The following is a 26,212-nucleotide window of genomic DNA, read 5'->3' on the forward strand; positions in this document are numbered from 1 at the left end:
GTACTATCAAAACAGATCAATCACTTAAAGTCATGTCCGAAAATCGGGGACCACTTCTCATAGCAGGGAACATAGCGATGCCGGCTAGTAGGGCAACACCACTGTCCATGGCAACAACCATTGCTGTTGTCTGTACTAGATTTTCTTTTTTCTTCAGATAACTACCGTATGTGATCATACAACCTGTAGCGAGGCTTAAAGAGAAGAAGGCCTGGCCTAGAGCCGCAAGTACCACATTGCTGTTTACTTTTGAAAAATCTGGGCTAAATAAGAATTTAAGTCCCGCAGTTGAACCTGGAAGTGACAATCCTTTGATGGATACAACCATCAAGATAACAAATAGCATTGGCATGAGAATTTTGCCTGCTTTTTCAATACCGCCAGAAATGCCTTTTATTACAATAAGGACGTTCAGGACCAGATACACTCCCATCCACATTAGTGGTTCTATTGGCGTTGAAATGAAGCTACTAAAGCTGTCTCCTATCAAGTGTGGGGTATTGAGTAGTCCTGAAGCAATCTTGTAGATATAAGCAATAGACCAACCACCTACAACAGGATAAAAGCCCATGATTAACAGGCCACTAACGACACTAATTACGCCGGTAAATGTCCAGCGCTTATCAGTGGTCTTAAAAGCACCAACCGCTGATTTCTGTGTATGTCTGCCGATTGCAAACTCCGTCAACATGACACTAAAGCCAATAAAAACCACAAAGGCTAGGTAGATAAGAACAAACGCTCCACCACCACTTTCACCCGCGGTATAAGGGAATTTCCAGATATTACCGAGGCCAACAGCAGACCCTGCTGCTGCCATAACAAAGCCTAGCTTTGAACCCCATGTGTCTCTTGATTGTGAAAGGTTATTCGCCACAACATCTCCGAAAGTGTCTTAAATATATAAAAATTGGATCTAACCGTGCTTCTTGTTCGCTATGAAAACGAAGAGTTGGCTTTCATAGCTTGAAAAAGAACCGCGCATAATAGGGATAGAGAATGGGAAGCTAAACAGTAGAAATACGGCACTTACATTTTTATTTGCCTTGGTACTGACCAAACGTTGAGAATGCAATAAGTAGCTTAATGAAGAATTAATGAAAAGGAGGTGAAAGGCGGTTATCCGGCAACAAAGACTGAGCATAAAGTCATGTCACTTTATCGTGCCTATCTATTAACAAAGCCATTAATTTACATCTTCAAAATAATTCACTATATAACCACTAATATCCCTTGATTTAACAAAAATAATTCCGTTCAAATTCAAAAGAAGTCACTAGTTGGTTACAACCTGTTGCAAGTCAATGAGATACAAAAATACTAAGAATCAATGACTTAATTGTAGTCTTGTATGACAAATACCCAAAAAGGGGTATATTTTTGTGAAATTGATCTGGGTCAATTTTGAATTGTGGTTCCCAAATACAATCGCGCAAGTTTTTATATTTTTTAAGGAACCGCTATGAGCAAGATGAAGCTAGTTATCATCGGAAACGGCATGGTGGGACACCGTTATATTGAAGACCTTGTTGAGAAAACTGATGTTTCCAACATGGATATTACAGTGTTCTGCGAAGAGCCACGCATCGCCTACGATCGTGTTCACCTATCCTCTTATTTCTCTCACCACACCGCAGACGAGCTTTCTCTTGTTAAAGAAGGTTTCTATGAAAAGCACGGCATCAACATTTTGTTGGGCGAACGTGCTATCAACGTAAACCGTGAAAACCGTATCGTTCATTCAAGCACCGGTCGTGAAATCGAATACGACAAGCTAGTAATGGCGACAGGTTCTTTCCCATTCGTTCCGCCTATCAAAGGCAACGAGAGCAAAGACTGCTTTGTATACCGCACAATCGAAGACCTTAAGTCTATTGAAGCAACGGCGAAAAACAGTTCTGTAGGTGTTGTTATCGGCGGTGGCCTTTTAGGCCTAGAAGCTGCTGGCGCGCTGCGTGCACTAGGTGTGGAAACTCACGTTGTTGAGTTTGCTCCAAAGCTAATGGCTGAGCAGTTAGACCAAGCGGGTGGTAACCAGCTTCGTCAAAAGATCGAGCGTATGGGCGTTAGAGTTCACACCAGCAAAAACACCCTTGAAATTGCTCCTGAAGGCAAAGAGCTGCGTAACGTGATGCGTTTTGCTGACGGTACTGAGCTTGAGACTGACTTCATCGTATTCTCTGCAGGTATCCGTCCTCAAGACAAATTGGCACGCCAAATGGGTCTAGACATCGCACCTCGTGGCGGTATCGCAATCAACAACCATTGCCAAACTTCAGACGAAAGCATCTACGCTATCGGTGAGTGTGCTTCATGGAATGAAACCTTCTTCGGTCTAGTGGCTCCTGGCTACAAGATGGCCACTGTTGCTGTTGACCACGTTGTGGGTAACGACAGCCAGTTTGAAGGCGCAGACATGAGCGCTAAGTTGAAGCTACTGGGCGTTAAAGTGGGTTCAATTGGTGACGCGAACGGCCGTACTCCTGGCTGTAAGAGCTACGTTTACCAAAACGAAGAGCAAGAAGTTTACAAACGTATCATCGTTTCTGAAGACAACAAGAAACTGCTTGGTGCGGTAATGGTGGGTGACACTTCTGATTATGGCGATCTTCTTCAGTTAATGCTGAACGATATGGATCTACCAGAGCACCCAGATGCATTGATCCTTCCGGCACACGCTGGCGCAGAAAAACCAACCCTAGGTGCAGATGCTCTGCCTGAAAGCGCGGTTATCTGTTCTTGCTTTGACGTAACTAAAGGCAAAATTGCTCAAGCAGTTGCAGATGGCCACCACACTATTGGTGACGTGAAAGCGGTGACTGGTGCAGGCACAGGTTGTGGCGGCTGTATCCCTCTAGTGACATCAGTGCTTAACGCTGAGCTTGCTAAAGCGGGTGTGGAAGTGAAGAGTGATGTGTGTGAGCACTTTGCTTACTCTCGCCAAGAGTTGTTCCACCTTATTCGTATCGAAGAAATCAAAACCTTTGACGAGCTGCTAGAGAAGTACGGTAAGGGTTACGGCTGTGAAGTGTGTAAGCCTCTTGCGGGTTCTATCTTAGCATCTTGCTGGGGTGAGCATATCCTTAAGCCTGAATTGGTTAAGCTGCACGACACTAACGACAACTTCCTAGGTAACATCCAAAAAGATGGTACTTACTCTGTTATCCCTCGTATGGCAGGTGGTGAAGTGACACCTCAAGCCCTTGGTGCGCTGGCTAACGTTGCTGCAGAATACAATCTTTACACTAAGATCACTGGTGCTCAGCGTATCGGTCTATTTGGTGCTCAAAAAGACGACCTTCCTGCTATCTGGGGCAAGCTGATTGATGCTGGCTTTGAAACGGGTCAAGCGTATGCAAAAGCATTGCGTATGGCTAAGACCTGTGTGGGTTCTACTTGGTGTCGTTACGGCGTTCAAGACTCTGTGGGCCTAGGCTCAATGATTGAGAACCGTTATAAGGGTATTCGTACTCCTCATAAGATGAAGTTTGGCGTATCTGGTTGTACTCGTGAGTGTGCTGAAGCGCAAGGTAAAGACCTGGGTATCATCGCGACCGATGCAGGCTGGAACATGTATGTATGTGGTAACGGTGGTATGAAACCTCGTCACGCAGATCTACTTGCAACAGACCTAGACCAAGAAACTCTGATCAAATACATCGACCGTTTCATGATGTTCTACATCCGCACGGCAGCGCCACTACAACGTACTTCTGTATGGCTTGAAAACCTAGAAGGCGGCGTGGATTACCTACGTGACGTTATCGTTGAAGACAAACTGGACATCAACGCTCAACTTGAGGCTGATGTGGCTAAGCTAGTTGAAGAATTCCGCTGTGAGTGGACTGACACTATCAACGATGAAAAACAACTGACTCGTTTCTCTCACTTTATTAACTCAGACCTTCGTGATGACAACGTAGTGTTTGTGAGTGAGCGTGACCAACATCGCCCAGCAACCTTCACGGAAAAACACCCTGAAGCGAAAGGCGATATCTTCCACGCAGCCGTTACTGAGTAAGAGGACGTAATCATGAGTTTTGAAAAAGTTTGTAAAATCGATGACATCGTACCGGGCACAGGCGTATGTGCGCTCGTTGCTGGTCAGCAGGTTGCATTATTTCGTCCTTCTGCAGATGAGAAGGTATTTGCTATCTCAAACACAGACCCATTTGCGCAATCTAACGTGTTGTCACGTGGCTTGATTGTTGAGCATAAAGACGAGTTGTGGGTTGCAAGTCCATTGAAGAAGCAACGCTTCAATCTAAGCACAGGTGCTTGCATGGAAGACGAACGTTTTAACGTTAAATCTTTCAAAGCGCGCGTAGTGAAAGGTGCTGTAGAAGTTTCTGCATAAGAGATTTAATAGCGAAAGGGTTCCTTGCTTTTTGTTTTTAAAGAGCAAGGGCAGGGAGCCTTTGACTATTCAATTTCAATTTTTAACTTTAACTTTTATATGGATAGCAAAATGAATGATCTAAAACCTGCAGAATTTGTGCAAACGATGATAGACGTTGGTGAAGCCAAGGTGAAAACAAGCACGCGAGATCTTCTTCTCCGTGGCACCATGGCGGGTATCATCCTGTCTCTAGCGGTAGTGGTGGCAATCACTACTATTGTTCAAACTGGCGTAGGCATTGTGGGCGCACTTGTGTTCCCTGTGGGCTTCTGCATCTTGAGTCTTATGGGTTACGACCTAGTGACGGGTGTATTTGGCCTAGCTCCACTAGCAAAGTTTGAAAACCGCAAAGGCGTTACTTGGGGCCGCATCATGCGTTGTTGGGGCCTTGTGGGTCTTGGTAACCTGATTGGTTCTTTGATTGTTGCGTTTCTAATCGCAGTATCACTAACGGGTAACTTCTCTCTTGATCCAAACGCAGTAGCGCAGAAATTCATCGCAGTTTCTACCGCTCGTACTGTTGGCTTCGAGAACATGGGTATGGACGGATGGATTACGTGTTTCGTGCGCGGTATCTTCTGTAACCTGATGGTTTGCTTGGGCGTTATTGGTAACATGACAGCACGTACAGTTGCGGGCAAGATTGCAGCAATGTGGCTACCGATTTTCATCTTCTTCGCACTCGTATTTGAGCACACAGTAGTAAACATGTTCTTGTTCCCACTTGGTATGATGCTTGGTGCTGACTTTGGTATTGCAACTTGGTTGAACTTCAACCTTATCCCAACAATCCTAGGTAACATCGTTGGTGGTCTACTGTTTACTTGTATCCCACTTTACCTAACTCACGCTAAAACGGCTCCAGCAATCGACGCTGAAGAGAAAGTAGAAGCTGAGCTAGCAACACAGCGCTAATTACTGACATTGCCTCACCTTTGTGTGGGGCAATTGTTTATAACAAGTGGTCGAGAGCCGAGTTGTTGGCCACTTCTTATAAATAATTGTGTCGCTTTAGAACGAGAGTTTTAAGGCCTTTGCATTAGAGAACTTTTTTATGACTTCTAAATCAATCTCTGCAAATCAAGGTGGATTTGTTTCTTTGGTCGGCGCTGGCCCAGGTGATCCAGATCTTTTGACTGTAAAGGCATTACGTCTGATACAGAAAGCAGAAGTGATTGTTTATGACCGTTTAGTGTCCCCTGAAATCATGGAATTAGTTAATCCTAATGCGGAACTTATCTACGTAGGTAAGCGTCTAAATCGTCATTGTGTGCCCCAAGATCAAATCAACCAAGTGTTGGTTGATCAAGCGCAGCAGGATAAACACGTTGTGCGCCTTAAAGGTGGTGACCCGTTTATCTTTGGTCGTGGTGGTGAGGAACTCGAAAAACTTGCGCTAGAACAGATCCCTTTTGAGGTGGTGCCGGGTATTACGGCAGCGGCAGGTTGTACTGCTTATGCAGGCATTCCTTTGACCCATAGAGATCATGCGCAAAGTGTTCACTTTATTACTGGCCATCTTAAAAAAGAAGGTATGGATATAGATTGGGCCGCCTTATCCAAGGGCAACACAACCTTAGTCTTCTATATGGGACTAAAAGAAAGTGGTAACATTCAAGATAAATTAGTGAGTGCTGGTTTATCGGAAGAGACTTCTATTGCGATCATTGAGCGTGGCACTACGCCTCAGCAGAGAGTGTTGACTGGAACACTTTCCCAGTTATCAACGATAGCTAAAAAAGCTGAAAGCCCGTCGCTGATTGTAGTCGGCAGTGTAACGAGACTTCATTCACAACTTAATTGGTTCGAATAGCAATTATTTAACTGGGTTATTTTTGGGGTAAGCCCTTATGAGACGGAGCTTATAAGAGTTGCACTTTTTATGGTAGTTGTTGTGAGCGAAGTAGTAAATTCGCTTCCAAATGGTGCAAATGATCCTAAGTCGATCTATTGTTATAGCTGAAAGCTGTAATGAGAGTTTCAGGATGAAGCCTCTAATAGCGCAGTTACGCTTTAGCAAGGAAAGCTAAATATGAAAAAACGAATTCTGGGGGCGACATCGCTTTCAGGTAGCCTAGTGTATTTCCTGTTCGGATTAGCACTGGTGACCTCTCTCTCTACCTATCAAGGGTATTCGGCGCCAATTACACACGCGTCGTTTTTTGCCAATAGTTGGCAGTGGTTGGCTAGCATTTTATTTTGCTGGGGGCTGTTGCTGATTTTCTTTACCAGTGCCCGTCGCACTGTTCGAGCCATATGGTCATTAGTGATTATTATTGCCGCGCTTGGTGTAGGGCGGTTTATTGGCTCGCATTCTGTTCATCAAAAAGAATATCAAGCGCCTAGCGTGTCTATAGCCGAAGTTTCTGCACCAGCACAGCAAAGCCAAGAACCCATTACGTTGCCACAGCCCACTGATCTAAATCAGAGCTATCAACAGGCTGTTATGGAATCGGGTTGGTATTCAATTTTGGATATTTCTCGTTTGCAGAACGATACCGACCTAGTGGAAAGCTACGCGATTATCAAAGATACAAAATCCGCCATTCTCAATCATCTTGTACAAACACAGCAGCAAGTGCACGAACTTGAACAGCAGGTTTATGACACAGAAGCGAGTGCAAATATGGAGGGCGATTACCTTGATTCGCAGATCCTCCATGCTCAGCAGCAAAATGAAATGTGGAAGGCTGAATTGGCTGCCTTACAAGAAGTCAGAAGCATTATAGAGATGTTAGATGTGAACCGTGATGGCTGGACTATTCAAGATGGCGCTATCGTTTTCTACTCAAACGCAGATAAGCAACGCTTTGAAGACATCGTCGCAAGGATACAGGAAATAGCCGACCATCAAAGAATGCTCACTGAGTCTGTAAATTAAATAGGATAGTCGCTTTAAACAGCACTCAGCGCCTCGTCGTAGTGACGGGGCGTTTTAGTATTTATTGCCATTAAAGCTAGTAGTGTACTGGCCCAGAATAAACCTCCGAGTGACGTGAACTTGGCTATTTAGAGCCTAATTTCCCTCTCTCAATTGTTGTCATCCTGGAAAGCGACAGCTTATCTAGGATCTTTGGTAGCACTCACTTAGGTGTGGTTTTTTTACTCCCGTCGTCCCCGAGTTATTTTATCGGGGACCTTTTCGGTTATGTGAGAATAGATTCCCGATAAGAGCCCTTGGGAATGACGGTTATTTAAGTATAGATTCTTACGCTAGTGAAATTTGTTAAGGCTGATAGAAAGGTGGATTAGCGGGTAAGAGTTAGAGAAAGTGCCACCCACAACAGGCAGCACTTTAGTTCGAGATTAGTAAGTGATTTCGTTGTTGTCCCTTGTGATTATGCGCTGCAGTGGCTCAGTGCCGTCATAGAACCAAACTTCAGCAAGCAGGCTGGTATATTCTTGAGCGTAGGTGATATTTAGCTCTCCTTTACCGCTGTTTAGCGCGCCATTTGCTATGCGATAGGCGTAATCTGGGGTAAGCGTGCCATCAGCGCTTTGTTGATACTCACTGTATACCGAAACATAGGCGCGTTGCGTGCTGATCCCGCTAATGTCTACGATAACGTCCACTGACAGGGTCGGGTTGTAATCGAAATCATCAGGGACGGCTAAATCTTGCATTGAGCGCTGCGGTATCTGTACGTTAGCAATGCTTTCGGTCACTGGATTGTCGTTACCTGATTCTGGCTCATCGACTTGAGCCGCTCCCGATGAAGAGTCGGAGCCGCCACCGCCGCCTCCACACGCAGTAAGCATCAAAACCGCTAGAATGGATGTTGTTTTAGTGAATGTATTCATAATGAAATCCTCTATAGTCCTAGCTTAGTTTTATTGGTCGTAGATTTTTGAACGGTCAGAGCGGTTACGCTTGTGCCATGTGGTTTTTTGTTGACCCCCTGATTCCGCATATTCTGCAAATTCTGGGTAGGCATGGACTAAATCTGTGCGCTCTAAAGGCCATCTCCACTCTTCTGTCATCAATAGTGCCCATGGCAGGTTATTGTCGGTTTTAAAGTAGGTGCCTTGCTCAGGATTACTAGCATCCACGCCTAGGTTAAACATGGCGTCGCCGTTAAATTTCTCCGTTGGCGCATAGTCAGCTAAGTGAACCTCCCATTGTCGCCCTGGTTGAAATGGCAGTCCCTCACCATGGTAGTAACCTGGGGTTGCGAAGATGAAGGGGTCGTAAGGCATGGCCATCAGGTTACTGCGATCGCTATTAGTATCTAGTGTGATGTGCAGTTCAAAACTAAAGTTCTCGTCCTCGACACATCCAGCCTGAGTTCTGAAGAACGAACAAGTATTGGTTTTATAGTCTGTTAAGTCGGCATCTATGATGAAGATGGCTTCGTTACTGTCCAGCTCTAATCCGTTATCTTCTAGCAAAACGCCGTTGTGATATTGACGAGTTAACAGTGCATCGACATCAGTATGCAGAATACCTTGTAAACGCACCGCGAAGCCATTGTGATAATCAGCGCCAACTGCGGCTAATCGTCCTTGAACTAGGGATTTCTCTACTTGGTTGTCACGCAACACTTCTGTAACTCGATAGTGCATGACGACATCGTTCATGTCGTAATCGGCGGTGTACGGCCAGTTATCCTCATAGGCGAGGGTAGCGTAGCCCGTTTCACTAGGGAAATGTCGGATTGTGATGCCAGCGGTTGAGACATTGATAGGGTGATCTTCTACTTCACCTGAGGTAGCGCCACCGAAATAATTCAGCCCTTGTTGTTGGCTAAATCTAAAGCGCGTCCATGTGCGCCCATCGACCGCGTTGTAATCTACGGTAAAGGGCAGGGCATTCAGACCGGCTGAGAGCTGAACATCTGAAAATACCTTCTCGCCTTCGTCATCAAAGTCGCCGTCTTGGTTCCAATCAAACCATGCAGACAGGTAGCCCTGAGTAGAGGCATTAATGCTAACGATAGAGTCTAGTCCAGGCTCAATGGCGGTTACGAAGCCTACACCTGATTCATCTGCAATGCCTGTCGTATCATCACTCAGCGGCGCGATAAGACCGTCTTGTTCTCCATCTGGTGATTGATTACCCAAGTAAGTAATGCCATCAAGTTGGTGGCGGGGACCATTGTTCATTAGGGTGGTGAGGTAACTGTCAGGCGCATCACCAAAGTCGATCATTGAGTCTTCATCTATGATGGGCGCATTGGCGCAGCGAGCGCCATCATTTTGAGACGAGCTCGGTCCGTCAGCAAATTTAACCGCTGGAACAATACCCTCTGCGATTTTTTCAGGATCAGAAAGATCCACACGAAAGATATCTCCATCACTATTACGAGAAACGTAGTAGTTGCCGTTTACGTCAAAGTAGCCTGCGCCAAAGGTGCCTGTTACGCCTGTATCGCCGATAGCGGTTGCGGCGCCTGTGGTGGTGTTAAAGCGATATAAGATGCCACTGCCATTATCGATGCCATACAGCTCTTCGTCGCCCGGATGAAATGCAAAGTCTGTTAGCCTTACGCTTGCCGTGTTACTGATCTGCTCTACGACAAGGTAAGTGCTAGGATCATCGTCTAATGGTGCAAGGTCTATTTTGAATAAGCCTTTACCTTGACGGTATAGGTAGTAGACGTTGTTAATCACGTCACCCACATAAAAGGTGTGATCGGTTGGTAGGCCTACAGTGTTGAGGACTTCCGCCTGAAAGTTGTCACCCAATCGCACTATTTGTTTGTTGCCGGTGTCATAGCCATAGATATATCGGCTATCGAAATCAAAACCCACGGCATTGATATTGGTATTAAGCCCGGTATCACCTTGTAGCAGTGCGGTTTGCCCTGTCACCAAATTGACTCCGTAAACCTGTACTGGGTTTGCTTGAAACAAATAGGCTTTACTTGGGCAAGTCTCAAATGCAGCCGCTTCGGCCTCTGAAGCCATAAAACTAGCTCCGGTAGCGACTAGAATGCCCAAAAGACTTTTGTTGAATCCTTTGTGGTTTGACATCTTAATTTCCCTATACGTTGATGGCGCCAGTAGTGGTGAATAACCGGCTAATGTTGTTCGTACTAGAGGTATTCCAAGATGCGTGCCAACTTAAAAGGGCCGTTAATGGGGAAAATCGAGCGATTGTTGCTGATTTGATTCTCATTTTGAGAAAACCCCGAAAATCCGCAATCTAGAAATAAAAAAAAGCCCAACTAGGTTGGGCAAATGGAGATTCTTAGCATTTAAAAGGAAGTGATTTTCAGTAGTTACTGGCCTCTGCCATCGACCATGATGCGCAATGTTTTTACTGTGATCTGAAAATCAGTGACGAACCAATTTCGAACTGAGTTGTGAGATAGGGCATAGCTGTGGTCATAACCTACCTTTGAGCGAACATCTTCTATGGAGGTATCGTAGCCTTGATTCACCTGAGCAAGGCCGGTAATACCTGGCAGTACCCCGTAGGTACGGTCTGCAAAAAAAGGGATCTCTTTTTCTAAGGTTTTGTAAAACACTGGGCGCTCTGGGCGAGGACCAATGAGCGACATTTCTCCTTTCAACACGTTAAACAGTTGTGGCAGTTCATCTAAGCGAGTTTTTCTTAGAAAGCGGCCTACAGGTGTAATTCGCGGGTCGTGCTTAGTTGCCCATGCTGCACCTTTTGCTTCTGCATCTTGATACATAGTGCGGAATTTAATGATCTCAAACAGAGCCATTTTATTAGGTGTCGATTTCCCTACTCGCAATTGACGATAGAACAACGGACCCTTTGAGGTGCCGAGAATGGCAATGGCGATAAATGGCATTAGAGGTAGCAATAAGGCGATACCAATTAGTGACCCGGTAACGTCGAAAAAGCGTTTACCTAAGGTGATGGTATTGTTCTTTTTGGTAAGCGTGTACATAAGTAATTCCTTTTAAACTAACAAGTTAGTGGCTATTTTTGATAACCAGGTAGCGTAGACCACCGATCAGATTGGCGGTGTGTCCTAGTAATATGTAATGAATGAGTCCAAAGGGTTTGAATGACAGCAGCGGGGGACATACCCAACACACAAGGCTGGTGGCATAAATCGCAAGCTGCAGGTAAAAGGCGATTTGGAAAACAGCGTATTGTTGCAGTAATGCACTGCTTACAAGGGTGGCAAGCATTAGATATGGCATTAACAAACGAAGGCCTTTCCCTGAAAAGAAAGCGAACGCTATCGCCTTAAACCTTGGATGGAATAATCCAAAAAGAGTAATGGCCTGCTGCATGTTTCCGGCTGAGATTCTTAGGCGACGTGTAAAGTCATCGCTGAGTTGCGTAGGTTGCATCTCGGTGGCAATTACATTGGTGTCGTAGTCTGCTAGATAACCTTTTTGAACAATTCGCATTGGCAAAATGAAATCATCATTGATGCTGTTTGAGGCCAAAGGCTGAAACAGGTGACTACGAAACACGTAGAATGCTCCGTGCGAGCCAATAGAGGTCGCGAGATTTGCCTCGGCAGATTTAATGCTGCTTTGATACTGCCAATATTTTTCTTCCCCCTCGCTGCCGCAATCAAATAACGAGTAGGTGCCGTTTACAACGCCCACTTGCTCATTTTGAAAGTGAGATTCAGCAATCAGTAAGGCATCGATAGAAATCAGCGAAGTCACATCACTGAGTACGGTCAAGTCAGACTGAATCGATTCCATGGCTTCGTTGATGATGGCGACTTTACCGCGGTTTTGCTTATGCTCAATAACCTCAAACAGAGTGTCAGCACAAATGGCTTCTTGAATGGTGGCGGTGGCGACATTCGCTGTGTTGTCACTGCATCCATCACAGATGATCTTTACTGACAGTTTTTGTGTGGGGTAATCCAATGAGGCGGTGTTGCGGATCTTGTCAGCAATCCACTTTTCTTCATTGTAGGCTGGGATAATAACCGTAATGGTAGGGCGTTCGCTGTCTTCGGCTGTTTTTTGAAAGTGACGCAGCGAAACCGTGTTTTCTTCTTTTACTGTGCGTTTAGCGATGAACTTAAGCAGCAGAGGATACCCTACGTGGTGGTAGACAATAAGAAAGCTAGCGACAACGAATACTGCAATAAGTAGAGCGTGGTAAGTAGACATGATTAAGCTCCGATATTAGCGAGTTGTTGATAACGAGAGACGACGTCACGAATATCGTGTTTGTTAACGACATGCTCTCTTGGTGAGGTGCTGGATGGCTTAAAAGCTTTGATGGCTTGTGCGAGTTTTTGGGAACAGTTTGCTTCCACCAATAGTCCGCTATCTGGGCACAGGGTTTCGGCAGATGCACCGACATCAGTCACTAGGGTAGGCGTGCCACACGATTGCGCCTCAATAGCGGTTAATGGAAAACCTTCGTGGCGAGAGGGTAAGCAAAACAGATCTAAGCTTTGATAAAACATCGGCATATTTTCCAATCGACCTAGGAAAAACACTCGTTTTTCTAGACCTAATCGATCAGTGAGGGTTTTAAGCGCTTCAAATTGAGAACCGTCACCGGCGATGGCTAATTGGTATTGCTGAGGGAGTTCGCTTATCGCCTGAATCAGCAAGTCATGACCTTTAACAGACTCCAAACGTCCTGCTGTGCCTATTAAGGTTTTGTCTTTAGGTAGGTTTAGTGCCTCTCTAGACGCTTGTTTTTGTCCCTCAACAAAGCGCAAGGTATCAATGCCATTGTGGATGGTTGTAAGCTTTGAATGAGCAAACAGCTCATCTAATCGTTTTTCAACCTTAAAGGCATCCGCGACAACCATAGGTTGCACCCACATTAGCAATGCACGCTGCAATTGACGGTGCTTAAAGCTATTTAGATGCCACACGTCGTGTTCAGTGTGAAGCTTAGCCTTGATGCCACACTGCTTTGCAGCAAGGCCAGCATAAAGAAGGGGGCCAATGTGATGAGTGTGAACAACATCGACACCTAGCTCACGGAACAAAGCACTAAGGTCAGAGATGGTTTTTAGACTGAAGGCATCGGGTTTGTTAAGAAAAACTAAGTGATTCGCAAAATCTTTAAGTCGAGGCCACTTTTCTAAGGCTTGCTGTTTGGTTCCCTGCAGGCTGACAATATACACCTCGTGATCAACGCTACTAAAAGAAACGAAGTCCAGTGCCAAACTCTCGATACCCCCAGGGGCAAGATGCTGCACCACGTGAACGACAGTTTTAATATCCTTTTTCATAACGATTCCTTGTGTAGAGTCTTAGCGTGTTGCAAGGCAACAAAAATTCACTATGATTGTACTTAGCAGGAGTCGTGCCAACTTTAATTCATTGTTTTATTGTGGTTTTCTCAGGCTGGCAATGTGTTTTCTTACTCTGAGAATCATTTTGAAAGGAATAACGGATGATTGCGGGTGCATTTTTTGAAAATAAAGAGCGGGAAAGTAAAAAGTAGGGAAAGTAAAAAGCCGAGCGTTAAATGGCTCGGCGATATAATGCTAGGAAGCTAGGAAGCTAGGAAGCTAGGAAGCTAGGAAGCTAGGAAGCTAGATTTCGTTTCCGATATCCCAAGCCGCGGAAGCGCTTTTGAGTGCTGTGATGTCAGAGGCACATAGATAGCGCTTTAACGCTTCAAATTTCTCTGATGGCCAGTTGTAGACGTCTAGGCTTAGTAGATCTTCAATGATTTTTGGATCAAAGCGACTTTTGATGAGTTTTGCTGGCGAGCCTGCCACAATCGAGTATGGCGCAACATCTTTAGTCACCACACTATTAGCGGCTACAACTGCGCCTTCACCAATAGTAATACCGGGCATGATCATCGCTCGCATACCAAGCCAAGCGCCATCGCCTATTTGCGTGTCGCCTTTCCCTATGTACGCTTCATCTATGTAATCCATAAATGGATATAGACAAAACCAATCCACCCTGTGGGTATGATTGCCACCCATTAGAATGACGACTTCAGCCCCAACACAGACATAATCGCCGATAAAGAGCTTATCAATTGCCCATCGGGGTTCCCATTCACGACTTATCTTATCGCCGTGCAGATATCGGACGACTGACTCCTCAAAGCCATTGTCCCAACAGTCACTGTAATAACTGTGCTTACCTTTAATATGGATATTGGGATTGCTGACGACCTCATGCAACAATTGGTATTTTGACCAATGTTTTTCTTGCATAGTGTTACCTCTAAAAGTGTACGAATAATTAGCTAAAAATTACAGTGTCACGTTTTAGAAGTCAGTGAATACGGGGTTGCTTGAGGAGAGGGGTTAGTTTCATTGTGTTATCTGAGTAATTGGAACGGTACAAGGATATCACAGCGAGCAATGAACTATAAAAACAAAATCGACAAGCATGAGCTTGTCGATTACCAAGTGACTACTTAGATCAAACCCTTTCTATGGATTAAGTCGCCAATCAAAACCCTCAGGCGTTGAGCTTAACTCTTTGCTCGTCACAGCACTGAGTAAGATCTGAGCCTGCTGTTGTGTTAGAGGCTGCTTGTTATCACTATTAGCAAAAGAGTAGCTGAGCAATTGCTTCCAAATGGTTGCAGATTCGCTATCTAGTCTATCGGTAAATGTTCGGTTTCCTGCTATCAAGTAAAGGTGGTCGACCGCCTCAGCAAAGCGTTGACCCTCGGCCGCAGATTGATACTGCTTGATCTTAACGCCTACGTCGACCTTGGCCGGCGTCTTTTCTTGGGTGCTTGGCTTGCCTTTACGTTTCATCACCACGGTAATAACCAGGCCAACAAAAACCAGTAGACCAATCAGGTAAACGCCGTATTTAGACGCAAATCCTGTTATATCCTCAAGGTAGTTATGAGCTTGTAAGAGTGCACTACTAGACCCAACTTGAAACTCAAGAGGGTCAGTGGTCAGCGTCTTGAGTTCATTAGTCTCAGTGTCCCACCACTGTATTGATTGTGAAGGGATGACTAGCTTACCGGACTCTTGAAATACCACAGTAACTGCTTGGTTTAAAACAGCAGTATTGCGCTTACTTAAGCGATCAAAGATATTCTCTTTGGCGACGGGTTTTTGGTAAACCTCAACACCGGCAATGTCTGGTACGTTCACATCCGGCAGAAGCATCATATGTGAGTTCTTTACCTTCAGCTGGTAGGTGAGTACCACAGCTTCACCGACCTCAAACGCATCGCTGATAGGTTTATCTGTTTTAAGCGTGAACGCCGCATCTGTGCCAGATACAAACTCGTTAGTCGTATCAAGCGACGCAGGCATTTCAACATTAAACGTCGTCTCCTCAGAGGAAACCGTGCCTTTTAGCGGGTTTTCTTTATCATTATCAAGCACAACCGCAACGTCAAAGCTCGGTATTACAAAGGTGCCTGCCGTAAGAGGGTAGATATACAGCTTCGCCGTTTGCGTATACCATTTTTGGCCATCTAGCATGCGTGCAGAGCGCGCCACTTGTTGGTCGTCTTTTTTGACCACTGCATTTTTTAGATCCAGATAGGGCATTACCATCGCATCTTCAAATGGTTGTGTGCTGCTGATCTCTACTTCAACCAAAACCTGTTGTTTCGGAGCAATGCTTTCGCTTTTCACATCGACTGAGAGTGCCAATTGTTTATCATCAATGATTGGCTGAAGGTCATTGGCAAGGGTGGTGTTAGACACTGCCATCAACATCAAACCCAGAGATAGCGAAGAGAGCCAATTGAAAAGCCAGTTCTTCGATGGATTATTCTTGTTCATTTGCGTATTCCTGTTGAAACTTTTGTCGCAAGAACTTTGAAGGATCTTGTCTAACCTGCTTTAACCAAACCTGATCAGAGAGCTCGGCCTCGATACCTTCCGAAGCTTCTTCTTCGCTGGTGGCAATGTTTCTATCATCAATCATTTTCTCGCCTTCTTTCTTTTCTAAAGGCGCATTCTTTAGCTTTTCGATAGAAGCATTCATGACCTCAATATTCTGCTGCATCTCTTGCTGCAAGGCAGGGTCCTGGCTTAGCTCAACATAGAGTGCTTTGGCTTGCTCAAATTGATTAGAATAGGCAAATACATTCGCCAACAAATATTTTGATTTAGCATCTTCACGACCTTTAAGCAGCGTCATTGCGCTTTGAAAGTCACCAGCGAGATAGGCGCTGCGAGCTTTCCACTCTTGTGAATCAAATGAGGACTGAGCCTTGGCGTAGTCTCCTTGCTGGAAATATATATGCCCTTGTTGGTCTTTGGTTAGCCAAAAGTTCATGAAGCGAGCAGGGGATAAAGCCCCCCATAGCGCCAATACCACAAGGATTAAGAGAATCCATTGCCAGCTTGGTCTTTGCTTGAACCAATCCATACGCGATTGTTTGATGGTTACCATTGCAATGTCCACCCTCGTCTAAACCACATCAGTTGAATAGGCAGTAGCAAAAACAGCAACGGATAGCCAGAATCCACCCAAGGTTGTGCCGTGTCGTTTACGGCAAACAAGTTGCTTTGAATATCTTCATATACTTGCTCTACATCCGTTGAGTCATGAGTAAATAGCGTCATCGAACCATGCCCCGATTGAGCCAGTGCTTCAAGTTCTTGAATCTGTGTACTTGATAAGCCTTGCGCTCCGTCGCGGCCACTGTCAGGGTTTTCACCCATCGCCCAAACCAAAACCTGGTGTTCTAAAGAGCCAAATTCTTGCTGCATTTTCTCAATCGCTTTTTGGTCTGTTTTATCAGTCACGATCAGCACCGTCGAAGATACCTTTGATTCCTTTAACAGGCTTACCACTGGGTCTATAACCGATTCTGGCTTGCTTTGGTTATCCGGTAATAAAGTAGGGTGTAGCACATCTAAGAAGTAGCGAAACAGCTCTCTATCTTTGGTTACTGGCATTGCCACGTGAGAGCTTCCACCGTAGACAACCAGCCCAGTCTTGGCATCGCCTCTTAGGTCAGCCAATTGTGAGATCTTCTGCTTAGCGCGCTCAAGACGAGAGGGCTGAATATCCGTTTGCGACATCGAGCCTGAAACATCAAGGGCGACGATCAACTCAGCGTTATCTTCAAAAAACGGTGACGCTTGTTTTTTCCATGTTGGGCCAGCCATCACGAGCGTAGATAACAGTGAGAAAACCAGAAACAGTTTCAGAGGGGTTAACCAACTGCCGCGTTGTTGATTCAGCGTTAGGTGCGCAATGATGTTCTTGGACATTACAGATTGCCACTGAGCCACTAAATCCTCTTGCTTTGTCATTAGGCGCTGTATCGCGAGTAACGGGACTAGAGCCAATAACCACCATGGACGCATGAAATGGAAATTGCTGATATCACCTGTCAGTCCCCAATCAAGTAAACTATTCATTTGGCACCTCTTGCGTGCGAGTTAGCACCTCTTTTACACGCTTATTGCGCCTAGCTTGGCCTGCAAAAACAAACAGTGCAGCCAGCAAATTGAACATAAAACTGATGCCAAAAGCCCAGTGATGCAGACTATGACGAGGTCTATGAGTCAGTAGTTCGAATTCTTGCTGCTCTAGTTCATCAATGGTGGCGTACGCTTGGTCGAGCTCAGCTCGGTTCATTGCATGGAACATCTGTCCGCCAGTGATCTCAGATACTTTCTCTAGGGTAGGGAGATCCATTTTGTATCGCCCTTCGGTACTTGGGTCACCTATGGCTATGGTATAAATCTTCACGCCATACTTAGCGGCTATCTCGGCCGCCTTAACGGGAGGCATTTTGGAGCTGGTGTCGTCACCGTCAGTCAATAAGATCATAACTCGTTGTTTGCTTTGCTCTTGTTCAAATACGGCAATTGAAAGGCCAATAGCATCACCGAAGGCAGTTTGGAATCCGGCATAGCCTAGCTGGACATTCTCCAATAGTGCCAACCATGTATTGGTATCTTCTGTAAACGGCGCTTGAACGTATGCCGCATCTGCAAACAAAATAAGCCCTAGTCGGTCGTGTTCACGTTGCTTAGCGAAATCACTGAGCACTTGTTTTGCAATGTATAGGCGATCGTGTTTATTGCCTTTCTCATCGGTAAAGTCTTTTTCAGACATGGAACCCGATAGATCCAGAGCGACCATGATCTCTCTCGCTGATTTTTTCTGCTCTATAGGTTCACCTACCCACATAGGCTTGGCAATGGCAGCCACCAAAGAGAGATAGCTAATGACTACTAATGCCCATTGGATCTTTCTTCTCTTTAGTAATGTCGCACTTTGCGACGGTTTATCTTCAGAGACAGAAACTAGGCGCTCAAAAAAGGGTACCTGTAGCGCATTCTTGGATTCCTTATAGGCAGGAACAAGGCGATAAACCAAAAGTGGCAATATGGCCAGTAAAAAGGCGAGTGGGTATTCAAACTCAACCATGTCTCACCTCGTGATGTTTTATCCAATGAGCAGTCTGCGTATACAAACCTAAACTCTGTTGCTGATCGACACTCGCATTTGGCGAATAAGAAAGTGACGCTAGTAACCCATTAAACTGAGTTGAAAATTGGCTCCCTTGGCATTGTTTATCCAACCACTGTTCCCATTGCTCTCCAAGTAAAGGGGAGACTTGTTTGCGCGGGTAGGCATCAAGTGCGGTTTTGCGAAGCAACTGAGGCAATCGCTCTAGCCCGTCGCTGCTTTTTTGTAGTTTCTCTAGCTCTTGCAAAGCCATACGGCGGTAGGCGTTGGCCTGATACTGGCGATAAGCAAGGTAAGCTCGATACAAGGCAAAGCAAACAATGATGCCAATCACAAGATACCAACCAGGAGCATTGGGAATCCATGATATGCCTTCGGGCAGAGAAGGCTCTGCCAACCCAGACATCATTGAGTTCATACTCGTGGGTTTAAGTGTTTCAGCGGTGGTACTCATCTCAATTAAGCTCCAAGTGCTTTTCGCAACTGCTGATCAGCAGGTTGAACGGTATTGATTTTGATGACCGGGATTCGATATTTCTTAGCGACTCGGGTAAAGTTATCGAGTGTGTCAGTCACATCTTTAGCAAAGCGATCTTTTAGTTGAGCCTGCTTACCTGTAATTGCTAACTGCATCTCTCCATCACTGAGTACCATTTTGTCCAATTCCGCTAGGTTGTGCTCTAGGGGATCGGTCACATGGCATAACACCACATCATTGTGTTTGCACAAGGTTTTGATTTGCTCTTCACTTTGCTCGTTGTAGCCGTAGCCATCAGTGATCAAGATGACTAAGGCATCATGCTTAACCAAGCGCTTGGCCTGATGAAACAGTTTGCTAAATGAGTTTCCTTGAGAGTCTTCGGCGATGCCTACTTTCAACTGCTGATTTTTAATCACAATCTCATTTAAGATCTTCAATACGTGGTTGGCACTGCGCTGCGGGGCAATAGGCACCGCCATCGTATCGTTGTAGATAATGGCGCCGACGCGGTCTGTGGAGTCCGTGACCTTCCAGGCAATGAGAGCCGCGATTTCGGCCGCGATAACTGATTTCATTTTTCCCGTGCTACCAAAAAACATGTTGGTTCTTTGGTCAACGAGCAGGTAAACATTCCGCTCTCGTTCTTCAGAGAATATCTTTACATGCGGCTTACCTGTGCGCATGGTGACTTTCCAATCCATGGTGCGAATGTCATCACCAATGTGGTAGTGACGCATTTCTTCAAAGTTCAGGCCTCGTCCACGAAGTTTCGATACGTGTCGTCCCGTTAATAGACTGTTCACGGGCTGTGGCGGCAGAAAATCAAAGCCAGTCGCCTTGTATTTCATTAAACGAAGCGACTTTAAATCCGTGTAGATTTGCGCGTCTATGGAATTGGATTTGGTCATGGGTTTCTCTCTTACGCTACTGCGACTTGAGACAAGATTTCATCAATAACGCGATCTGAGCTGACGCCTTCTGCTAATGCATCGTACGAAAGAATAAGGCGGTGACGAAGCACGCCATGCACCACGTCTCTCACATCATCTGGATCAACAAACTCTTTGCCTTTCAACCAAGCCATTGCGCGGGCGCACTTATCTAAAGCGATAGTCGCCCTTGGGCTTGATCCTACTGCGATCCAGTTTGCAAGCTCAGAGTTGGGGTATTTCTCTGGTTGGCGAGTGGCAACAATAATGGATACCAAATATTTAAGTACCGCGTCACTGCAATAGATCTCTTGGATCTCTTCGCGCGCCGCGAATATACAAGCAGGATCGATAGGCTCTGGTTTTTCTGACGAAGGCTTTTCTTCACCGCGCACCATTTTGATGATCTGTTCTTCCGCATCGGCGTCTGGATAGTCCAGATTGATCTTCATGATGAATCGGTCCATCTGCGCTTCTGGAAGCGGGTAAGTACCTTCTTGTTCTACAGGGTTTTGTGTCGCGAGTACCATAAACAAATCGGGCAGTTTGTAGGTCTTGCCTGCAACCGTAATTTGTCGCTCTTCCATCGCTTCTAGCAAAGCGGCCTGCACCTTAGCGGGAGAGCGGTTAATCTCATCGGCCAGTAATAGGTTGTTGAAAACAGGGCCGGGCTGGAAGGTAAGGGTGGGTTTGCCGTCCACATCTTGATAAACCTCAGTACCGGTTACATCAGAAGGCAAAAGATCTGGGGTGAACTGCACACGGCCAAGATCAACGGATAAAGCCGCTGCGAGCGCCTTAATTGAGCGAGTCTTTGCTGTACCTGGTAGACCCTCTAACAAAACATTGCCGTTGGTCAGTAGAGCAACCAACAGAGTATCGACCATGTGTTGTTGTCCTATTACAGACTGCTGCATTTGCTTCTTAAGTAGCATTACCGTGTCTAAGGTTGAGCTCATGTTGTTACCCTTTGTTGTTTACGTTGCTATAACGTTAATAAATACATATAGTTAAAGATAGTTTCTTCGCAGGTTTTGCGCTGAAAATGTTAAAGAAACAGTACTATCGTCAACTTTTGATATAACTATAGTGCCTACCATTAAAATTGTAATATGCTTTTGATTAATATCACGTATAAATCTAAGTCAATAGCTTTGTATCGGCTAATCCGTAAACTGTGAAACGTGAAAGGCACAAATCAAGTCAATCTCTAAGGGAAGCATGCGTTGGTTTGAAGTGTTTAATTTGAATTGAAACTATAGGAAACACACCATGAAAAAACTTGCTCTAAGTATCGCTCTAGGTCTTAACATTGTTGCTCTACCAACGCTAGCAGCTACAGAGGTTTCAACCCTTACGGATTTCTTCAGCGACAAAGGTGAAGTGACTACATCAGATAACTATGCAGTTTTTGAGACAGCACGTCAGTATGTGAAAACTCAAGAAAAGGTGGGTGTTAATAACTTCGAGCATAAACGTGTGCTTACTCCAACCGACGAACAGCCAGTGGTTCGAATGAACCGAGACACTTATTACTCAATGGCAGTAATTAATGTTTCAGAAGGCGCGACAGTAACGCTTCCAGAAATCCCAGAAGGCAAATACATGTCAATGGAAGTAATTACTGAAGATCACCGTATTCAAGCAATGCAGTATGGCTCAGGCACGTTTGACCTATCGACTCATACTGGTGACCATGTCTACATCATTATTCGTACCGATGCGACGTTCACTGAAGCAGAAGTGCGTGAGATTCAAGACAAAATGAGCATTGAAGCGAAAGCAACAGCAGAGTTTACCGCTCCTCAAGTTCAAGAAGCGGCATTTGATAAGGTTGAAAAAGATCTGAAAACGCAAATGCCAGTGATTTTAAAACGTGATGGCGCTCAAGCCACATTTGGTATGTTTACTGACCCAGATGATGAGTCTAAAGAACTGTTTACTAAAGAAAAATACGCAGTAGGCGCGGCAATCGGCTGGGGTGGTGCACAGCTTCAAGATAACGTCTATGAAGTATCAGGTAACTTCCCGGCAGATACCTGTCACCAAGCAACATTTGAAGACCCAGAGAACCAAGCGTTCTGGTCGGTAACTGTGTACAACAAGCAAGGTTTCATGTTTGCTGATGTTGCTAACGTAAGCTCTAACACAGCGACTAAGAATGCAGACGGTACATATACAGTAAGCTTTGGTTGTGGTGATGATGCACCAAACAACATCGAAACCAAGAACGATTCAGGTATGTTTAACTTAGCATTCCGTCACTACATTCCAAGCCAAAAAATCCGTGATGGCTTCCGTGTGCTACCTTACGTTAAAGCAGTAAAGTAAGGGAGTAATTGGGGTGCTGGTTCCTAGGTTCCTGGGACCTAGGAACTAGCACCTAGATATACTTCTTACGCATATCATATATAGAAAACTGTAATTCGATTAAATAACGCTATTTGTTTATTCTCTTTTTCAGAGAGGCAGTGAGCACTTAGGGATAGAGAAACGGCTTATGCCCAGAATCTTTGATTTACCGGAGTACATAATGAAAAAACTTGCACTAGCAGTTTCACTTGGTTTGGGTATCGCAGCTCTTCCTACCTTTGCAGCAACAGAAGTCTCTAGCGAAGCGGATTTCTTTAGTAAAGATGGAGAAATCACGACAGTAGAAAACTACGCAGTATTTGAAAGTTCTCGCCAAATTCTTAAAAACCAGGACCTCGCTGGTATCAACAAATTTCTTCACAAACGCCAACTAACTCCTACTGATCAACAACCTGTTGTTCGCATGAACCGCGATACTTATTATTCAATGGCGGTTGTCGATGTATCTGAAGGCGCGTCTATCACACTGCCTGAAGTTCCAGAAGGCAAGTACCTATCTTATCAAGTGGTTACTGAAGACCACAGAATTCAAGCTATGGGTTACGGCGCGGGTACCTACGAGCTGAAAACTCACACGGGCGATCATGTCTATATCGTGGTTCGCCTAGATGCGACGTTCACAGAGGTAGAGGCTCGCAAGATTCAAGACCAAATGAGCATTGACGCTAACTCAAATAGAATGTTTACCGCTGAACAAGTTGATCAAGCCTCATTTGAAAAGGTGGAGATTGGGCTTAAATCGCAGATGCCAACTATCTTGAAGCGCGATGGTGGACAAGCGTTAACGGGCATGTTTACAGACCCTAACGATGAGTCAAAAGAGCTATATACTGAAGAAAAATACTCAGTAGGTGCGGCAATAGGTTGGGGTGGTGCTCAGATGAAAGACAACATCTATGAAGTATCAGGAAACTACCCAGCAAACCAATGTCACCAAGCAACCTTTGAAGATCCAGCGAACCAAGCGTTCTGGTCTATCACTGTGTATGACAAAGCTGGGTTCATGTTTAACGATGTGGCAAACCTAAGCTCTAATACCGCGAAGCCTAACGCAGACGGCTCGTACACGATCAGCTTTGGTTGCGGTGAAGATGCACCAAACAACATTCAAACAGCGAATGACTCAGGTGTATTCAATCTAGGCATTCGTCACTACATGCCTAGCCAAAAAGTAAAAGACGGCTATCGCATCTTGCCAACGGTTAAGGCTGTAAAATAATTGATTGATTTGACGTAGGGTTAATCAGTGTTAAGCCCCGCTCTTTGCAGAGCGGGGCTTTTTTATGGGAATTAGCTTGGTGAATTACTCTATGAAGCAGGTTGGCTTTCTAGAGATCCGCTGGTGGACTGTCGTTTAGAGAGCACAAGATAGACCGCAATTTGCACGATGATCGCGACCAACACCACCAGTGGAGAAGCGAGAACACCAGAAACAACGAAACTGATGAGCGCAATGCCACCATTGACAAGGGCATAAGGCAGCTGCGTTCTGAAGTGTTCGTACTGATCACAACCCGCACCCGTTGAAGAAAGAATGGTGGTTTCTGAAATCGGTGAGCAGTGATCGCCAAATAAGCCACCGGATAAAACCGCGCCAATACAGACCAACATAGGCGCATCAATAGCAAAGGCCGTTGGAATCACGAGCGGCATTAAGATGGCAAAGGTTCCCCACGAAGAACCGGTAGCAAAAGAGATAATCCCAGCGAGAAGAAACGCAACAGCAGGGACTAACCAATAAGGAAAGCCAGCTTGTGCCTGCTGCGCAATGTACGCAGCTGCGCCTAGCTCTTTGCCTACTGAGCTAAGTGCCCATGCAAGGATAAGAATCACCGCCACAGACATCATATTAGACATACCTTTTAGGTACACCTGAATACCATCGGAGAGTTTTCTCACACCATACAGCGCCATCAGGCCGATAAGTGTCATGGCCGCAAAAAAGTAGGCAGAAGATAACCCCGCTCTAAAGGTTGAACCTGAGACTTGTTGGAACGGGAAACCATGAGGAATCAGAATCGAGCACAGCACGATAAGCATCACCAGAAGTGGCGCCCATACAAAGCTTGTTTTGGCATTTTTGTGCTCAAACACATTGAGTGAGTCTTGGACTTTGCCAAAGTCTGAGCCTTGTTTAGCTAGTCTTTCCGCGTGAGCCATTGGACCAAAATCCAGCTTGAAAAATGACAAGATAGGAACGATTGCGATAGCTAGGAAAGCATAGAATTGGTAAGGAATCGCGCCAATAAAGGCATCCCACTCACTCATACCTACCTCTAACGCCGTGAACTCCTTTTGAATCAGGCTCATGATGTACACGCCCCAACCAATAAAGGGAATCAAAATAGCCACAGGGGAAGCAGTAGAGTCAATAATGAACGCAAGCTTTTGACGAGAGACCTTGAGCTTATCAAACAGTGGCCTAAATACTGGACCCGCGATTAATGTAGTGGTCAACTAAAATTGGCCACGTCTTTATAAGTTTCCCAGTACTGCCTCTCCGATTCATTCGGTGTTAGACCACCATTGTACTGGTGCGGTCTGATTTGGCTGTAGTATCTAATGATGTAGCCAACAATGCTCTTCCAAGCTTCAGATAAACTACTGTAGCCACTGGCTGGCACCCACTCAGTTTTTAGGCTTCTAAAGAAGCGTTCCATTGGACTGTTATCCCAGCAATTTCCTCGTCGAGATAGACTCTGTTTTATCTGATATCGCCAAAGCACTTGGCGGTACTTACGACTCGTATAATGACTCCCTTGATCACTGTGGAATAACACATTAGAGGGCTTACCGCGTGACTCATAGGCCATCTTAAGCGCCTTACCTGTCAGTTGGCTATCGGGCGAAAATGACATCGCCCAACCGATCGGTTTACGTGCAAAGAGGTCGATTACAACGGCAAGATAACTCCAACGATTTCCGGCCCACACATACGTCACGTCGCCGACCCAGACCTGATTAGGAGCAGTCACAGCGAACTGCCTATCTAAATGATTTGGGATTTCAATGTGTTCCTGAGCTACTTTACTGTAGCGGTGTTTAGGAAGTTGCCGGCTAACTAGCCCAAGTTTTTTCATCAGCTTAGTCGCTCTGTAGCGAGAGAACTTGATGCCCGAGTTCGTTATGATACTGGCAATGGTTCTCGCACCGGCTGAGCCGTTACTAACACTGTGAGCTTCTTGAACTAGGGCTCGTAGACGGACATCTTCTTCAGATTGAGTCTTGGGCTTCTTACTCCAATACTTAAAACTGCTTCGATGGATACCGAACACTTTACACAGCTTGGCAACGCTGTAGCTCTGTTTGAGTTTCTCGATTATCGAGAATTGTTCAGTGAGTCCGACATCAACAGAGCAGTAGCCTTTTTTATGATTTCATTGTGCTCTTCCAGTTCAGCAATCCGCTTTTTAAGCTCACGGATTTCAATCTGTTCAGGAGTGAGCGGTGAAGCTTTTGGCGTAACACCTTGCCTCTCTTGCTTGAGCTGTCTAACCCACTTATCCATTGCTGACTTGCTAACGTTCATCGCCTTCGCCGCTTCAACAACGGTATAGCCTTGGTCAGTGACTAGCTGAGCGGCTTCTAGCTTAAATTCGGGGCTGAAAGTTCTTCTTGTACGTTTTGTCATAGTTTCACCTGTTGTGTACGAGGTGCATTCTAGCACCTCTAATCAGGTGGCCAAATTAACTATGCCACTACAAACATGTGTAGATGGTGACCTAAGGTTAATCACTA

The 26,212-nt window shown here is 45.3% G+C and carries 21 protein-coding genes and 2 pseudogenes; 7 read left to right on the forward strand and 16 right to left on the reverse strand.

All coding sequences use genetic code 11. From position 1 onward, the window contains the following. Positions 1-58: 58 nt before the first annotated feature. Positions 59-877, reverse strand: a pseudogene (locus A6E01_RS15490) (sodium-dependent transporter); the annotation flags it as partial. 585 nt (positions 878-1,462) lie between these two features. On the opposite strand from A6E01_RS15490, the gene nirB reads away from it, so the two are divergent. The 5 genes from nirB to A6E01_RS15515 all read left to right on the forward strand — a co-directional run bounded on the left by nirB (position 1,463) and on the right by A6E01_RS15515 (position 7,280). Continuing rightward, positions 1,463-4,021, forward strand: coding sequence for a nitrite reductase large subunit NirB (gene nirB, locus A6E01_RS15495; protein WP_065210646.1), 2,559 nt, complete (start codon positions 1,463-1,465; stop codon positions 4,019-4,021). A gap of 12 nt (positions 4,022-4,033) precedes the next feature. Next, positions 4,034-4,357 carry a nitrite reductase small subunit NirD gene (gene nirD, locus A6E01_RS15500; protein ID WP_017032167.1) on the forward strand — a complete coding sequence of 108 codons (324 nt, stop codon included), beginning with the start codon at positions 4,034-4,036 and terminating at the stop codon, positions 4,355-4,357. Between the two features lie 111 nt (positions 4,358-4,468). Next, positions 4,469-5,314 carry a formate/nitrite transporter family protein gene (locus A6E01_RS15505; RefSeq protein ID WP_065210647.1) on the forward strand — a complete coding sequence of 282 codons (846 nt, stop codon included), beginning with the start codon at positions 4,469-4,471 and terminating at the stop codon, positions 5,312-5,314. A 139-nt stretch (positions 5,315-5,453) separates the two neighbouring features. Further along, entirely contained in the window at positions 5,454-6,212 is a 759-nt protein-coding gene (gene cobA, locus A6E01_RS15510; RefSeq protein ID WP_065210648.1) for a uroporphyrinogen-III C-methyltransferase, read from the forward strand. A 219-nt stretch (positions 6,213-6,431) separates the two neighbouring features. Beyond that, entirely contained in the window at positions 6,432-7,280 is an 849-nt protein-coding gene (locus A6E01_RS15515; RefSeq protein ID WP_017028133.1) for a hypothetical protein, read from the forward strand. A gap of 425 nt (positions 7,281-7,705) precedes the next feature. On the opposite strand, the gene A6E01_RS15520 is transcribed toward A6E01_RS15515, so the two are convergent. The 13 genes from A6E01_RS15520 to A6E01_RS15580 form a co-directional block, all read right to left on the reverse strand. Continuing rightward, complete coding sequence (locus A6E01_RS15520; protein WP_065210649.1) at positions 7,706-8,200, reverse strand: hypothetical protein; 495 nt, start codon at positions 8,198-8,200, stop codon at positions 7,706-7,708. A gap of 30 nt (positions 8,201-8,230) precedes the next feature. Next, positions 8,231-10,372 (reverse strand): LruC domain-containing protein, encoded by a 2,142-nt coding sequence (locus A6E01_RS15525; protein ID WP_065210650.1) that lies wholly within the window; start codon positions 10,370-10,372, stop codon positions 8,231-8,233. A gap of 248 nt (positions 10,373-10,620) precedes the next feature. Beyond that, entirely contained in the window at positions 10,621-11,259 is a 639-nt protein-coding gene (locus A6E01_RS15530; RefSeq protein WP_017028136.1) for a sugar transferase, read from the reverse strand. A gap of 25 nt (positions 11,260-11,284) precedes the next feature. Further along, on the reverse strand, positions 11,285-12,457 hold the full coding sequence (locus tag A6E01_RS15535; protein ID WP_065210651.1) for a glycosyltransferase family 2 protein: 1,173 nt from the start codon (positions 12,455-12,457) through the stop codon (positions 11,285-11,287). A 2-nt stretch (positions 12,458-12,459) separates the two neighbouring features. Continuing rightward, positions 12,460-13,542 carry a glycosyltransferase gene (locus tag A6E01_RS15540; RefSeq protein ID WP_065210652.1) on the reverse strand — a complete coding sequence of 361 codons (1,083 nt, stop codon included), beginning with the start codon at positions 13,540-13,542 and terminating at the stop codon, positions 12,460-12,462. Positions 13,543-13,848: 306 nt separating this feature from the next. Then, complete coding sequence (locus A6E01_RS15545) at positions 13,849-14,490, reverse strand: CatB-related O-acetyltransferase (RefSeq protein ID WP_017028139.1); 642 nt, start codon at positions 14,488-14,490, stop codon at positions 13,849-13,851. A gap of 222 nt (positions 14,491-14,712) precedes the next feature. After that, positions 14,713-16,038, reverse strand: a complete 1,326-nt coding sequence (locus tag A6E01_RS15550) for a BatD family protein (RefSeq protein WP_065210653.1) — start codon at positions 16,036-16,038, stop codon at positions 14,713-14,715. After that, positions 16,025-16,654 (reverse strand): hypothetical protein, encoded by a 630-nt coding sequence (locus tag A6E01_RS15555; protein ID WP_017028141.1) that lies wholly within the window; start codon positions 16,652-16,654, stop codon positions 16,025-16,027. The genes A6E01_RS15550 and A6E01_RS15555 overlap by 14 nt, the downstream gene beginning before the upstream one ends. Further along, positions 16,648-17,631 carry a vWA domain-containing protein gene (locus A6E01_RS15560; RefSeq protein WP_065210654.1) on the reverse strand — a complete coding sequence of 328 codons (984 nt, stop codon included), beginning with the start codon at positions 17,629-17,631 and terminating at the stop codon, positions 16,648-16,650. The genes A6E01_RS15555 and A6E01_RS15560 overlap by 7 nt, the downstream gene beginning before the upstream one ends. Continuing rightward, on the reverse strand, positions 17,624-18,649 hold the full coding sequence (locus A6E01_RS15565) for a vWA domain-containing protein (RefSeq protein ID WP_065210655.1): 1,026 nt from the start codon (positions 18,647-18,649) through the stop codon (positions 17,624-17,626). The genes A6E01_RS15560 and A6E01_RS15565 overlap by 8 nt, the downstream gene beginning before the upstream one ends. Then, complete coding sequence (locus tag A6E01_RS15570) at positions 18,642-19,145, reverse strand: DUF4381 domain-containing protein (RefSeq protein ID WP_065210656.1); 504 nt, start codon at positions 19,143-19,145, stop codon at positions 18,642-18,644. Before A6E01_RS15570 ends, A6E01_RS15565 begins: the two co-directional genes overlap by 8 nt. Positions 19,146-19,150: 5 nt before the next feature. Beyond that, entirely contained in the window at positions 19,151-20,080 is a 930-nt protein-coding gene (locus A6E01_RS15575) for a DUF58 domain-containing protein (RefSeq protein ID WP_065210657.1), read from the reverse strand. Positions 20,081-20,091: 11 nt separating this feature from the next. After that, positions 20,092-21,060 (reverse strand): AAA family ATPase, encoded by a 969-nt coding sequence (locus A6E01_RS15580; protein WP_065210658.1) that lies wholly within the window; start codon positions 21,058-21,060, stop codon positions 20,092-20,094. Positions 21,061-21,373: 313 nt separating this feature from the next. On the opposite strand from A6E01_RS15580, the gene A6E01_RS15585 reads away from it, so the two are divergent. Together A6E01_RS15585 and A6E01_RS15590 are read left to right on the forward strand one after the other, a co-directional pair. Then, entirely contained in the window at positions 21,374-22,432 is a 1,059-nt protein-coding gene (locus tag A6E01_RS15585) for a DUF1254 domain-containing protein (protein WP_065210659.1), read from the forward strand. 202 nt (positions 22,433-22,634) lie between these two features. Beyond that, positions 22,635-23,693: a DUF1254 domain-containing protein gene (locus A6E01_RS15590; protein WP_017028148.1), complete on the forward strand. Its 1,059-nt coding sequence runs from the start codon at positions 22,635-22,637 to the stop codon at positions 23,691-23,693. An 89-nt stretch (positions 23,694-23,782) separates the two neighbouring features. On the opposite strand, the pseudogene A6E01_RS15595 reads toward A6E01_RS15590, so the two are convergent. Continuing rightward, positions 23,783-24,931: pseudogene (locus A6E01_RS15595) on the reverse strand (Na+/H+ antiporter NhaC family protein); the annotation flags it as partial. Beyond that, positions 24,928-26,105, reverse strand: a protein-coding gene (locus A6E01_RS15600; RefSeq protein WP_156744629.1) for an IS3 family transposase whose coding sequence is annotated in 2 segments (ribosomal slippage) — positions 24,928-25,838 and positions 25,838-26,105 — 1,179 coding nt in all. Because the reading frame shifts where the segments join, the coding sequence is not laid out codon by codon here. The gene A6E01_RS15600 and the pseudogene A6E01_RS15595, both read right to left, overlap by 4 nt. Between the last annotated feature and the right edge of the window lie 107 nt (positions 26,106-26,212).

The organism is Vibrio breoganii (genome assembly GCF_001677275.1).
Taxonomy (GTDB): domain Bacteria; phylum Pseudomonadota; class Gammaproteobacteria; order Enterobacterales; family Vibrionaceae; genus Vibrio; species Vibrio breoganii.